At 71.1% G+C, this 12,994-nt stretch carries 12 protein-coding genes; 10 read left to right on the forward strand and 2 right to left on the reverse strand.

Features of this window, described 5'->3' with window-relative positions:
• The first annotated feature begins 121 nt into the window (after window positions 1-121).
• From LDL49_RS48850 to LDL49_RS48890, 9 genes are all read left to right on the forward strand, one after another.
• Window positions 122-562 (forward strand): PaaI family thioesterase, encoded by a 441-nt coding sequence (locus LDL49_RS48850; RefSeq protein WP_225301801.1) that lies wholly within the window; start codon window positions 122-124, stop codon window positions 560-562.
• Between the two features lie 259 nt (window positions 563-821).
• Window positions 822-1,637: an SAM-dependent methyltransferase gene (locus LDL49_RS48855; protein WP_225301802.1), complete on the forward strand. Its 816-nt coding sequence runs from the start codon at window positions 822-824 to the stop codon at window positions 1,635-1,637.
• 330 nt (window positions 1,638-1,967) lie between these two features.
• Window positions 1,968-2,495, forward strand: coding sequence for an ECF RNA polymerase sigma factor SigK (gene sigK, locus LDL49_RS48860; RefSeq protein WP_225301803.1), 528 nt, complete (start codon window positions 1,968-1,970; stop codon window positions 2,493-2,495).
• Entirely contained in the window at window positions 2,492-3,301 is an 810-nt protein-coding gene (locus LDL49_RS48865; protein ID WP_225301804.1) for an anti-sigma factor, read from the forward strand. Before sigK ends, LDL49_RS48865 begins: the two co-directional genes overlap by 4 nt.
• Before the next feature lie 192 nt (window positions 3,302-3,493).
• Window positions 3,494-4,015 carry a DUF305 domain-containing protein gene (locus LDL49_RS48870; RefSeq protein WP_225301805.1) on the forward strand — a complete coding sequence of 174 codons (522 nt, stop codon included), beginning with the start codon at window positions 3,494-3,496 and terminating at the stop codon, window positions 4,013-4,015.
• 2 nt (window positions 4,016-4,017) lie between these two features.
• On the forward strand, window positions 4,018-4,596 hold the full coding sequence (locus tag LDL49_RS48875) for an MFS transporter (protein WP_225301806.1): 579 nt from the start codon (window positions 4,018-4,020) through the stop codon (window positions 4,594-4,596).
• A gap of 66 nt (window positions 4,597-4,662) precedes the next feature.
• Complete coding sequence (locus LDL49_RS48880; RefSeq protein WP_225301807.1) at window positions 4,663-5,397, forward strand: YcnI family copper-binding membrane protein; 735 nt, start codon at window positions 4,663-4,665, stop codon at window positions 5,395-5,397.
• Between the two features lie 158 nt (window positions 5,398-5,555).
• A complete protein-coding gene (locus LDL49_RS48885; protein WP_225301808.1) occupies window positions 5,556-6,653 on the forward strand; it encodes a serine hydrolase domain-containing protein in 1,098 nt (365 codons plus the stop codon).
• Window positions 6,654-6,660: 7 nt separating this feature from the next.
• The gene (locus LDL49_RS48890) at window positions 6,661-8,895 is read left to right on the forward strand and encodes a polysaccharide lyase 8 family protein (RefSeq protein WP_225301809.1); all 2,235 of its coding nucleotides are present in this window, start codon (window positions 6,661-6,663) and stop codon (window positions 8,893-8,895) included.
• An 11-nt stretch (window positions 8,896-8,906) separates the two neighbouring features.
• Here the strand turns inward: LDL49_RS48890 and asnB are convergent, their stop codons facing one another.
• The gene (gene asnB, locus LDL49_RS48895) at window positions 8,907-10,721 is read right to left on the reverse strand and encodes an asparagine synthase (glutamine-hydrolyzing) (RefSeq protein WP_225301810.1); all 1,815 of its coding nucleotides are present in this window, start codon (window positions 10,719-10,721) and stop codon (window positions 8,907-8,909) included.
• Window positions 10,722-10,856: 135 nt separating this feature from the next.
• Window positions 10,857-11,270: a hypothetical protein gene (locus LDL49_RS48900; RefSeq protein WP_225301811.1), complete on the reverse strand. Its 414-nt coding sequence runs from the start codon at window positions 11,268-11,270 to the stop codon at window positions 10,857-10,859.
• Window positions 11,271-11,385: 115 nt separating this feature from the next.
• On the opposite strand from LDL49_RS48900, the gene LDL49_RS48905 reads away from it, so the two are divergent.
• Window positions 11,386-12,879: an NB-ARC domain-containing protein gene (locus LDL49_RS48905; protein WP_225301812.1), complete on the forward strand. Its 1,494-nt coding sequence runs from the start codon at window positions 11,386-11,388 to the stop codon at window positions 12,877-12,879.
• The last annotated feature ends 115 nt before the right edge of the window (window positions 12,880-12,994 follow it).

Here is a 12,994-nt window from a genome sequence, read left to right on the forward strand (position 1 = left end):
TTTGCTGGCTTGTGAGCATTGGTTGTGGGCGTCGGGGTGCGCTGCCTGCCGGAGGGTTTGTTCGGGCTGCCGATGGCGGAATTGTGGCGGAAGTGTCGGTGCGGGTCTGTTCACTGTGTTCGTGGACACTGAACCGCGGAGGCGCGGGCCGTTCTGGGATGTGCTGGCCGGGCGGGTCCCGCCGCCGGCCGCGGCCGAGACTCTGGGCTGGCAGTTGATCGAGGTGGATCCCGAGCAGGGCACCATCGAGGTGGCGTTCGAGGCCAGCGAGCGGTTCGTCAATCCCGTCGGCGTGATCCAGGGTGGATTCCTCGCCGCGATGCTCGACGACACGCTGGGTCCCGCGCTGGTCGCGACGCTGCCGGAAGACCAGTTCGCGGTCACCCTCGACCTCCACGTCCAATACCTGCGCCCGGCGCGGCCGGGGCGGCTCACCGGCCGGGGGCGGGTGGTGCGGCGCGGCAGGGAGGTGTGCTTCCTGGCCGGCGAGCTCATCGCACCCGACGGCAAGACCGTGGCCGTGGCGACCGCGACCGCCCACCTCCAGGCCCGCCGGGACTGAGGGGGATGTGGACCTCGTGTGGTCGAGCGCGCGCGATCGGGGTCGGGTGGTCGGGTGCTGGGTAGGCGGATGGGGCTCGTGTGGTCGGGTGCGCGTAGATCGAACACGCGTCCGGACTCCGGCGTGTGACGTCCGGCATGCGCGTGGTGGACGGCGATCGCGGCTGACATCTCGTACGCGTTATGCCCGAAGAGCCCACTAAAGTGGGTCTTGGACGAGCGTGGCCGGGGGCCGCGCTCAACCTCAGGAATGGAGTGTCATGAGCGATGACAGCCCCGCCGGCCAGTCGGCCTGGGAGCGCATTGACACGACCATCCCCCATTCAGCCCGCGTGTGGAACTATCTGCTCGGCGGCAAGGACCACTTCGCGCCCGACCGCGAGGCCGGTGAGCTGCTGCTCCGGACATTTCCTGACTTCGCCGAAGTTGCTCGGCTGCAGCGGGAGTTCCTCATCCGCGCGGTCACATACCTGGTGGAAGAGGCCGGGATCCGGCAATTTCTGGACATCGGCACCGGGTTGCCGACGGCCAACAACATCCACGAGGTCGCCCAGCGCACCGCCCCCGAGAGCCGGGTCGTCTACGTCGACAACGATCCCATCGTGCTGGTCCACGCCCGTGCCCTGTTGACCAGCACCGAGCCGGGCGTCACCGCGTACATCGACGCCGACGTACGCCACCCCGACGTGATCCTCCAAGGCGCGGCCAAGACGCTCGACTTCAGCCGGCCGATCGCCCTGGTGATGCTGAGCATTGCCGGGCAGGTGCCCGACGAGGACAACCCGTGGGGGATCGTCGACCGGCTGATGGCCGCGTTATCGCCGGGCAGCTACCTCGTGCTCAGCGACGGCACCAACACCAACCCGGCCCTGATGGAGGCCGTCGCCGCCTACAACAAGGCGGCCGCCAACTCCTATCACCTGCGCAGTCCCGCCCAGATGGGCACCTTCTTCGAGGGTCTCGAACTCGTCGAGCCCGGTGTCGTACCCACTCCCCAGTGGCGGCGGGCCACCGACGCGTGGGACGAGCCGTCCAAGCTGGTGAGCGCGGTGTGCGGGGTCGCGCGCAAGCCGTAGGAGCTCCAGGACATCCATCGCGCTGTCTGATCCGAACCACCTGTAGCCGGCGCCGCGCCGGCCACGGCGGGAGGGTGCATGGAAGCGGGACGCGAACCGGGCCGCACCGAACCGGGACCCACGTCGGGCCGCATCGAACCGGGACGTGCGTCGGGGGGAATCGAAGCCCGGTATGGGTCGGCTAGCCACGGCGAGGCGGGACGTGGGTCGGGCGGTATTGATGCCCGGCGTGCGCCGCCTGGCCGTAGCGAGGCGGGACGTGCCTCGGGCCGCGTCGACGCGGGACGTGAGCCGGGCTGGGGAGGTGAGCGGGTCCCTGGGGTCGAGGAGTTGCTGGAGGACGTCGCGCGGGGGGACAGGGCGGCGTTCGAGCGGCTGTACGAGGTGGTGGCGCCGCGCGTGTTCGGGCTCGTGCTGCGGGTGCTCCGGGACCGGGCCCAGAGCGAAGAGGTGGCTCAGGAGGTTCTGGTGGAGGTGTGGCGCAACGCCGCGCGCTTCCAGCCGGGCCGGGGCTCGGGGCTGGCATGGGTGCTGACGATCGCGCATCGCCGGGCGATCGACCGGGTCCGCTCGGCTCAGGCGAGTATGGACCGCGAGGAGCGGGCGGCCCGGATGGACGTGCACCGGCCCTTCGACGAGGTCGCCGAATCCGTCGAGGCCCGGCTCGAACGCGAGCGCTTACGCCGCTGCCTGCAGGGCCTGACCGCGTTGCAGCGGGAGTCGGTCACCATCGCCTATTACGGCGGATACTCCTATCGTGAGGTCGCTGAGCTGGTCAAAGTCCCGCTCGCGACGGTGAAGACCAGGATGCGCGACGGGCTGATCCGGCTGCGCGACTGCCTGGGGGTGGAGCGATGAGAGGTACGGCAGGCGGGTCCGACCCGCACACGCTGGTCGGCGCGTACGCGCTGGACGCCGTCGACGACGAGCTGGAGCGGCGCCACTTCGAGGACCATCTGACCGGGTGCGCCGAGTGCGCGCTGGAGGTCGCCGCGTTCACCGAGACGGCGGCCCGGCTGGGTTCCGCCGCGGCCGTCGAGCCGCCGCCCGGCCTCAAGGAGCGGGTATTCGCCCAGGTCGACCAGGTTAGGCAGGTCCCGCCGACCGTCGCCGCCCCTGCCCAGAAAGACCGCCCCTCATGGGAGACGCAGCGGCGCCCCGCGCGGCGGGCCGGGCGGCGGCCCCGGCGGCTGCACCGATGGCGGCCGCTGGTGGCGGCCGTGGGCGTCGCGGCCTGCCTGGCGGCGGTCGTCGTGTTCGGTGCGAGCGCCTTGCAGGCCCGTGACGAGCTGGACCAGGTACGGCGTATGAACCAGGAGGTCGCCGCGGTGCTGACCGCGCCGGACTCCCGCATCGCCACGGCCTCGGCCCGGCAGGGCGGTCGCGGCACGGTGATCGTGTCGCGCTCGCGGGGCAAGATGGTGTTCCTGGCCGCCGGGCTGGCCGACCTGCCGGAAGGCGAGGTCTATCAGCTCTGGCAGCTGGCCCCTGGGCGGATCAGGTCGGCCGGGCTGCTCAGCGCCGACGCCGCCGGCCGCACGCTGCCGGTGATCGCCGCGCCGGGACCCGGGGTGGCCAAGCTCGGCGTCACCGTCGAACCGGCCGGCGGCTCCGCACAACCGACCACCCGGCCGCTGTTCCTGGTGAACCTGCCCGCCACCTGACCCTCGACCGCCACCCATCCACCGGCGCCCATCCATCCGGAGGGCGGCTTCGAATACCTGGTACGGCAGCGCCGGCGAGCGCGTCACTCCAGGCCATCTCGTGAGTGACGCGCCGACCGGCCCGTTGTTGAACTGTTATCCGGCGCACCGCGTATCTCCACGTGACCCATCCCCACACCCCCAAGGGGAAGCATGCGTTGGACCACGATCGCCGGCGCGCTGCTGTGCGCGACGCTGGCCGGTGGGTGTGCCGCGTCGGCGGCGGAGACGCCCGCCGCCATGGCCGCCTACGACCAGCAGGACGTCACCTTCAGCCAGGAGATGATCACTCACCACCGGCAGACCATTCAGCTGGCCGAGCTGGTCGCGAAGCGCACCGACACGCCGTACGTACGCGAACTGAGCCAGAAGCTGGAGACCAACGAGAAGGCCGACATCGAGAAGATGTCGTCGTGGCTGAAGTCCTGGCAGGTGGCCGTGCCGGCCGAGGACACCAAGGGCGTCGCCCAGCAGGTCGCCCAGCTGAGCCCGAAGTCCGGTAAGGCCTTCGACACGCTCTGGCTGTCGCTGATCTCGCGGCACCTCGACCACGGCGTCATGATGGCCTCGTCCGCCCAGAGCGGCGGGAAGCACGGGCCCACGATCGAGATGGCGGCCCGGCTCGTCACCGAGCAGACCGCCCAGATCGCGGAGATCAAGGAGCACCAGGCCTGATCGTGACCCGTACACAGGACTCGCAGCGGCAGGTGGGTGCGACGCGCGCCAGGCTGCCGATGCGTCTTGCGCGGTCGGCCTCGTTCACGGTCGTCTGCGTGGCCCTGTCCGCCATCGGGCACTGGCTGGCGGGCGGCATCGCCCCCGGGCCGGCCACGGTCGCGGGCGCGGGCGCCGTCGTGCTGGTCGCGGCCACCGCGATGGCCGGCAGGGAGCGATCCCAGCCGCTGATCATCGGGCTGCTCGGCACGGCGCAGGTGGGCCTGCACGTGCTGTTCGCCTCGACGGGCGAGTCGCCACACCTGGCCGCTGTCCACGGTCAGAGCACCTGGCCCGGCATGTTCCTGTGTCACGCCGTCGCCACGCTGCTGACCGCGTGGTGGCTGGCCGGCGGTGAGGCCGCCCTCTGGTCGTTGCTGCGCCGTCTCGGCTCGCGCGCCGTACGGATCCTCACGCCTGTCGCCGGCCCTCTGTGGCCGCCCGCCGCCCCCGTGGCCGCGGAACTCGTTCTCGACCGGCCGCGCGAGCGCATGTTGCGGTACGCGGTCGTCCGGCGCGGTCCACCACTTCGTTCTGCCTGACCCCCCACCGACGCGAGGAGTTCAGCGCGTCGTGTCCGGCATTTCCAAAAACGAAGTGGAGACTCCATGTTCTACCGCCGAATCGGCACCGTAGCCGCGGCAGCCCTGGCCCTCACGGTGGGCCTCGCACTACCCGCCCTCGCACATGTCACGATCAACCCCGGGACAGCGGAGAAGGGCGGCTGGACCAAGCTCGCCTTCCGGGTGCCCAACGAGCGTGACGACGCCTCGACCACCAAACTCGTCGTCACCTTCCCCACCGACCACCCCCTGCCCTTCGTCTCGGTCAAGCCCGTGCCCGGCTGGAAGGCCGAGCTGACCGAGGGCAAGCTGCCCGAGCCGGTGGTCGCCGACGACGGGGACAAGGTCACCGAATCCGTCCTGAAGGTCACGTGGACCGGCGGCAAGATCGAGCCGGGGCAGTTCCAGGAGTTCGAGGTGTCGGTCGGGCCCCTGCCCAAGGACGTGGACGAGATCGCCTTCCCGACCGAGCAGACCTACACCGGCGGTGAGGTCGTCAAGTGGGCGGACGCGCCCAAGAGCGACGGCACGGAGGCGGAGCACCCGATCCCCACGCTGAAGCTGGTGGCGGCGGCGTCCGGCGAGGTGCACGCCGGGATGGCCATGACCACGGCGGCACCGCCCGCCGCGCAGCAGACGGTCGCCGTGATGAAGCAGTCCGCCTCGTCGCCGGCGTCCGACGGCACCGCCCGGATCATGGGCGTGGCGGGCATCATCGTCGGGCTCCTGGGCGGCGGCTTGGGGCTGATCAGCCTCAGACGCCGCTCCCCGGCCGCCTGACGAGCCGCCTACCGGCCGGCCGCCTCGCGCGCCCGGCCGCCTGACCAGCCGCTCCCCGGCTGCCTGACAAGCCGATGTCATCCCCTCCCCGACGAGTTTCCGGCCGTTAGCCTGTCTACACCCGCGACAGCGGTGGCAGCAGGCGGAGGGGCGCGGTGATGGGCGACATCCAGCAGCAGGTCGAGCAGGCCATTGACCGGATGGTCGAGTCCGGGGCGGAGCGTGGCGTGCAGGTCGCCGTCTACCTGCACGGCGAGCAGGTGGTGGACGCGGTCGCCGGGGTGGCCGATCCGGCGACCGGGCGGCCGGTGACGCCGGGCACCGTGTTCTACAACTATTCGATCGGGAAGGCGGCGACCGCGACGGTGGCACACGTGCTGGCCGAGCGCGGCGCCTTCTCGTACGACACGCGCGTGGCCGAGCTGTGGCCGGAGTTCGCCGCGCACGGGAAGGGCGCGGTGACCGTCCGGCACGTGCTGACCCACGCGGCCGGGGTGCCGGGCCTGCCCGCGGACACCACGGCGGCGGACCTGTGCGACTGGGACAAGATGTGCGCGGCCCTCGCCGACGCCGAGCCGTGGTGGGAGCCGGGCACCGCGGTCGGCTATCACGGCTACACCTTCGGCTACCTCGTCGGTGAGATCGTCCGCCGGGCGACCGGCAAGCCCATCTCGCAGGTGCTGCGGGAGGAGGTCACCGGGCCGCTGGGCGTGGCCGACGAGCTCTACTTCGGCGTGCCGGCCGCCGAGCACGGCCGCCTGGCCCGGCTGGAGGACCAGGAGGGCGCCGCGGACATGACGGCGGGCATGCCGGCGGACTCGCCGATGTTCAGGGCGGGCCCGCCGGCCACGTTCCCGTCGGCCGCTCTCGGCAACCGGGCGGACATTCTGGCGGCCGACATCCCGGCGGGCGGCAAGACCTCGGCCCGCGCCATCGCGCGCGTGTACGCCGCGCTCATGGGCGACGTCCCCGGTGTGCGGCTGATCTCTCCGGAGCGGCTGCGCGAGGTCACGGCGGTCACGGCCGAGGGCGTCGACCAGATCTTCGGCAATCAGTCCTCGTGGGGGCTGGGGTTCTCCATCGGCCTGCCGGGGGCCGCCGAGCCGGTCATGAGCGCGTTCGGGATGGGCGGTGCGGGTGGGAGCTTCGCGTACGGGGACACGGCAAGTGGCCTCGCGTTCGCGGTGACCAAGAACCGGCTGACCGCCGACTTCTCCGCCGCCACCCAGCTCATCCAGATCGTCGCCGGCCGCTGATCCCTGCGTGAACGGATACTCCAGGCGGTTGTTCCTCCGGCTCGGCGGTGCCGCCGTGGCCAGCGGGCTGATCCCCACCACGCGGGGATCAGCCGGCCCGGCGGACTTCGCCCTCCTGCGCCGCCGGTGGCGGGACGTGACGGCGGGAGCGGGGTTCGACGCGACCGCGGAGCCGTACCGGACCAGGCTCTTACGGCTGGGCAGCACGGCGGCCGGCTACCGGGACACCATGGCGCCGACCGGCACGTCGCTCTGGCCCGGCCTGGCGTTCCCGTCCTTCGTCCAGACCCCGGTGCGCCTGCAGACCATGGCTCGCGCGTACGCCTTACCCGGGACCGGCCTGACCGGCGACGCGAGCCTGGCCGCGGCCGTCGCCACCGGCCTCGACCACTACCGGCGGCAGGTGTATGCGGCGGGCACCCGCCCGGTCGGCAACTGGTGGCTCTGGCAGATCGGCACCCCGAAGCGGCTCCTCGACGTGGCCCTGCTGATCGGCCCGCATCTGACGGACCCGCAGAGCCGGGCGCTGAGCGAGGCCGTGGACCACTTCGTGCCCGAATGGCGCCTGGACGACTACAGCGGCAACAGCACCGGCGCCAACCGGGTGGACCTGTGCACGGTGATGCTGCTGCGCGCTATCCTCAGATCCGACGCGGACAAGGCGGCGCTGGCCGTCTCGGCTCTGGCCCCGGTCTTCCCGTACGTCACCGAAGGCGACGGCTTATACCGGGACGGCTCGTTCATTCAGCACACCTTCATCCCCTACCAGGGCGGATACGGAATGGTGATGCTGTCCGGCCTGGCGACGCTGTTCGCGGTGCTGCGCGGCACTCCGTGGGAGCTCACCGCCCCGAACCTCTTCGACATGGTCGATCGGTCGTTCGCGCCGTTCGTCCACGACGGCTTCTGCATGGACCTGGTCAGCGGGCGGGGGGTCGGCCGGGATCCGTACGGTGACCACAGGAGGGGGCGGCTGATCGCCTCGGCGATCCTGCTGCTGGGGGACGCGGCGCCCGTCGCGGCGCGGACCCGCTGGCAGGGCATGGTCAAGGGCTGGGCGGTACGTGACACGGTCCAGCCGATGCTCGAAGAGGCCGACCTCGGGTTCCATGCCCGCCTCACCGCGATCCTGGACGACGAGACGATCCCCGCCGCGCCGGAACCGGCCGGGCACAGGTTGCTGCCGATGAGCGCCCGCGCCGTCCACCGGGGGCCGGGCTGGTGCGCTGGGCTCAGCATGGCCTCCTACCGGATCGGCCACTACGAGCACGGCAACGGCGAGAACCTACGCGGCTGGCACACCGGCTCGGGAATGCTCTACTGGTGGGCCAAGGGCCACGGCGACCAGTACTCCGACTCCTTCTGGGCCACCGTCGACCCTTACCGGCTGCCGGGCACGACCGTCTCCACCAAGCGGCTGGCCGACGGCGCCGGCGCGGCGTGGGGTGACACCTGCCCGCCGGGCCGCTGGGTGGGCGGCGCCACCGACGGCAGGTACGCGACGGTCGGCCAGCACCTGAACGGCCTCCAGAGCACGATGGAGGCGTTCAAGTCGTGGTTCTTCCTCGACGACGCCGTGGTCTGCCTGGGCGCCGGGATCACCGGGCGGGACGGCGTACCGGTGGAGACCATCGTGGACAACCGCCGGACCGGTGCGCTCCTCACCCTCGACCAGAAGGCGGGCTGGGCGCACCTGGCCGGCCACGGCGGCTACGTCTTCCACGGCCTCCTGCGCACGCTGCGCGAGAACCGCGCCGCAGACTCGGTGAACAGGAGCTATGTGACCCTCTGGCTCGATCACGGGATCGACCCTGATGCGGCCGGTTACTTCTACCTGCTCCTCCCTGGGGCGACCCCGGCTCAGACCCGCGCCCGCGCCACCGACCCGACCTGGCTGCGCGTCCTGGCCAACACCGCCCGCCAGCAGGGTGTCCAGGTGCCGTCGCTCGGTCTGACCGCCGTCAACTTCTGGAACGCCGGAGCGGCCGGTAACCTCACCGCCTCCGCCCCGTGCGCGGTCCTCGTCAAGGAGTACGGCGACGGCACGGCCACGCTGACCGTGTCGGATCCCCGGCGTGACCTGAGCGAGCTGACCGTGACCTGGGACCGGCCGGTGACCCGGGTGCTGCGCGGCCATCCGCTGCTGGTGAGCGCCACGACGGGCGCGCGGCTCACCCTCCGGTGGGGGCGGCTGTCGGACCGGGGCGGCAGCTCGAAGACGATCACCGTACGACTGGGCTGAGGCGACCTGGTCTACAGCTCCAGCCGGACGCCGTAGGACTCGAGCCAGACGTTCAGGTCCAGGGCCAGCTCCAGGCTCATCCTCGACATCGTCGTGGTCGTCTTGCCGACCGGGGCCGTGGTGAGCTCCCTGATGGCCGCCGCGTCGAGCAGCGGCAGGACCGGCGCCTTCCCGGCGCTGACGAGGTCGCTCAACGTGTCGCGGAGCGCCTGCTCGTAGGCGACGTCCTGGGTCGCCGGGTAGGGGCTCTTGACCCGCCGCAGGATCGACTCGGGCACCAGGTCGCCGGCGGCGGCACGGAGCAGGCTCTTCTCCCGGCCGTCGAAGGTCTTCATCGCCCACGGCGTGTTGAAGACGTACTCGACCAGCCGGTGATCGCAGAACGGCACCCGGACCTCCAGACCGACGGCCATGCTCAACCGGTCCTTGCGGTCCAGCAGGACCGGCAGGAACCGGCTCAGGTGCAGGTAGCAGACCTCCCGCATCCGCCGTTCGAGGCCGTTCTGACCAGGCAGGTACGGCACCTCGGCCAGCGCGCTCCGGTAGGTGTCGGCGGTGTACGAGGGTAGGTCGAGCCGGTCGAACAGCCCCCTGTCGAGCAGGTCGGCCGGATCGTGGTCACGCAGCACCATCGCGAGCCACGGGAAGGTGTCGGCCTCGACCGCCTGCGGCAGGTGGAACCACGCGTACCCACCGAACAGCTCATCGGCCGACTCGCCGGACAGGGCCACGGTGGAGTGCTCGCGGATCGCCCTGAACAGCATGTACAGGGAGCCGTTCATGTCACCGAGGAAGTTCGGGATGTCGAAGGCACGCACCACCGACGACCGCAGGCGCGGGTCGGTCAGCTCCGCGGTGTCGAGCGTGATGTCGGTGTGGTCGGCGTCGACGTAGCGCGCGAGCTCCTGTACGAACGGCGCGTCCGGATCACCGCGCAGCTCGTCGGGCTGGAACTTCTCCGCGTATCCGGCGAAGTCCACGGCGAAGGACCGGATCTGCCCGTGCTTCCTGGCCAGCGCGGTGATGGTGCTGGAGTCCAGGCCGCCCGACAGCAGGCTGCACAGAGGCACGTCCGAGATGAGCTGGCGGCCCACGATGTCCTCGAGCAGGGCGCGGATCGTGCCGACGGTGACGTCCAGGTCGTCGGTGTGCTCGCGCGGCTCCAGCGCCCAGTAGCGGCGGACGGACTGCCCTTCCCGGCGTACCCGCAGCAGGTGGCCAGGGCGCAGCTCGCGCATGCCCTTGAAGACGGCCCGCTCCGGGCTCCTGCCCAAGGTGAGCAGCTCGCGCAGGCCGTCGGTGTCCACCAGCGGCTCGGCCAGCGGGTTGGCGAGGATCGCCTTCGGCTCGGAGCCGAACAGAACGCCGTCGCGCAGCGGGTAGTAGTAGAGCGGCTTGACGCCCAGGCGGTCGCGCACCAGCAGGAGCTCCTGGTCGCGGTCGTCCCAGATGGCGAAGGCGTACATGCCGTTGAGCCGGTCGGCGACGCCCGCACCCCATTCGAGATAGCCGTGGAGCACGACCTCGGTGTCGCTCCTGGTGCGGAAGCGGTGCCCCTTGGCCGCCAGTTCGGCCCGCAGCTCGACGAAGTTGTAGATCTCCCCGCTGTAGGTGATGACGACCGGGCCCTCGGCCGTCATGGGCATGTGGCCGCCCTCGACGTCGATGACAGCGAGCCGCCGGTTGCCGAGTATGGCGTGCGGTGACAGCCAGAGGCCGCGATCGTCCGGGCCTCGGCAGCTCATGGTCTCGGTCATGGCCTGGGCGGTGCCGTCTTCATCGGCCAGGTCGCGGCTGAAGTCCACCCATCCGGCGATTCCGCACATGCGAGAGTCCTCCCAAGGGTTTGGGGGTGTCGTCATATCGGGATACGTGCAACGTATCCGCGCGTAGGCGGTTGGTCTATGGACGGGATCGGAAGGACTCGTACAAATCAGACGTTTAACAGCTGAAATGACATTTCAGGTCGAACTGGATTTGCCGAAATTGATCGACCCGAAAATGTCACCTGCTTGGAGCACCGGGCCGGTGATCCGGGCCTCGCCGCTGATCGTGTTGGACACGTCGTGCTTGGTCTGGACGAGCCGGGCCGTCTCCGTGGTCCCCGACGTCAAGTGCTGCCCGAACTCGGCATCTTCCTGGGCGCGTTCGACCAGGCTTGTGGCGGTTTCCTCCGGCGTCTGCGCCGTTTCGATGGCGGCCACGGCGTCGTCGCCGAAACGGCGGCGTACGAGGCCCGTCAAAGAGGTCCAGGCATTCTTGCCGGCTTCGCCCGCGGCGCCGCCGACTATCGCGGAGATGACCGCCGCCAGCGCGGGAATGACGCTCGGATCCATCGCATCTCTTTTCGCAGCAGGCCTTTTCGCCAAGCTCATTTCATGAAGGACGTTCTTCCCAGACTAGCGCTCCGCTTGCCACGATCCAGTGCGGCCGGAACACTACTGAACCGTGGCTGGGCCGGAGAGCGGTGGGCAGGCGAATGACGCTGATATGCGCAACGAAGTGTCCGGACAGGTGTCCGGCGGGGTGGTGCAGGCCAGGGACATAGGGTCCGTGACCATAGGCGCCACGCCTCCGCCGCCCGTACGGATCCCCCGGCAGTTGCCCGGCGCGCCGCCCGGCTTCGTCAACAGGACCACGGAGCTGGCGCTGCTCGACCGCCTCCTTCTCCTTGAGGAAGGGCCCGCGATCGCGGTGGTCAGCGGTCTCAAGGGAGTCGGCAAGAGCGCGGTCAGCCGCCGCTGGGCGCACCAGGTCCATGAGCGGTTCAGTGACGGCCAGCTGTACGCCGATTTCGGCGCGCTGCGGCACCGGGGCGGCACGGAGGTCAGCGACGTCCTCGGCGGGTTCCTGCGCGCGTTCGGCGTCCATGAGGAGTGGATCCCGGCTGAGCTGCCGGAACGGGCGGCCATGTTCCGCTCCATGACGGCCGACCTGCGGCTGCTCGTGCTGCTGGACGACGCCGAGCACGCCGCCGAGGTGACGCCGCTGTTCCCCGCCTCCGCCGCGAGCGCGGTCGTCGTGACCAGCCACCACCAGCTCGGCGAGCTGCTCGTCGCGGGCGCGCGGCCGGTCAGGGTCGCGCCGCTCCAGGACGAGGAGGGGGTACGCCTCCTGTCCGGCATGCTCGGCGAGGACCGGGTCGCCGCCGAGCGGGAGCGGGTGGGCGAGCTCGTACGGCTGTGCGGCGGCCTGCCCATCGCCCTGCGCGTGGCCGGGGCGCGGCTGGTCCAACGGCCGACGTGGACGGTCGATCGGCTGGTCGGCGAGCTGCGGGATGCCGAACGGCGGCTGGACCACCTGATGACGGAGGGCAGAGCGATCGTCGAAGCGGTTTTCGACTCCGCGTACGCCGGGCTGCCGGAGCAGGCGGCCCGGCTCTACCGCCTGCTGGGCACGCTGCCCGGCCCCGGCTTCTCGGCCGGAGTGGCCCGGGCCGTCCTGGAGAGCGAGCCGGATCACCTGCTGGACCTGCTGCTCGACGCGAGTCTCGTCGAGGAACTCGACGGCGACACGTACCGCTTCCATGACCTGGTCCGGCTGCACGCGGCCCGGTGCGCGCGGCGCGTGGACCCGCCCGAGGCGCGGGAGGCGGCGCTGCGGCGGGTGGCGGAGTGGTACCTGGGGCAGGTGGCCGCCGCCGACGCCGCCATGGGTCCCCGGCTGCGCCTGGCCGACCATCGGGAGCGGCTGTCGGCCGTCGGCCTGCCGTTCGCCACACCCGGCGCGGCCCTCGACTGGCTGGAGAAGGAGCGCGCCAACATGCTCGCGCTGCTGCGCGCGGCGGCGGCCCGTGAATGGGACGAGCTGGTCTGGCAGCTGGCCGAGGCCCTGTGGCCGCTCTATCACGAGCGCAAGCACTACGCGGACTGGATCGAGACCAACCGGCTGGGCGTGGCCGCGGCGCTCCGCGTCGGCGACCGCGCCGTGGAGGCCAGGATGCGGAACCAGGTGGCCCGCGCCCACCTGGAGCTAGTGCTGTGACCGGAAACGATCACCGGGTTGGCGTGTAAGTCGCTCCTGCCGATTGGATGGTGCTGATCACGTTCGATCGGCGCTCAGGAGGCCAGGTGACGCAACCGGTCAAGGTCCGCAGGCT

The organism is Nonomuraea aurantiaca (assembly GCF_020215705.1).
Taxonomy (GTDB): Bacteria; Actinomycetota; Actinomycetes; order Streptosporangiales; family Streptosporangiaceae; genus Nonomuraea; species Nonomuraea aurantiaca.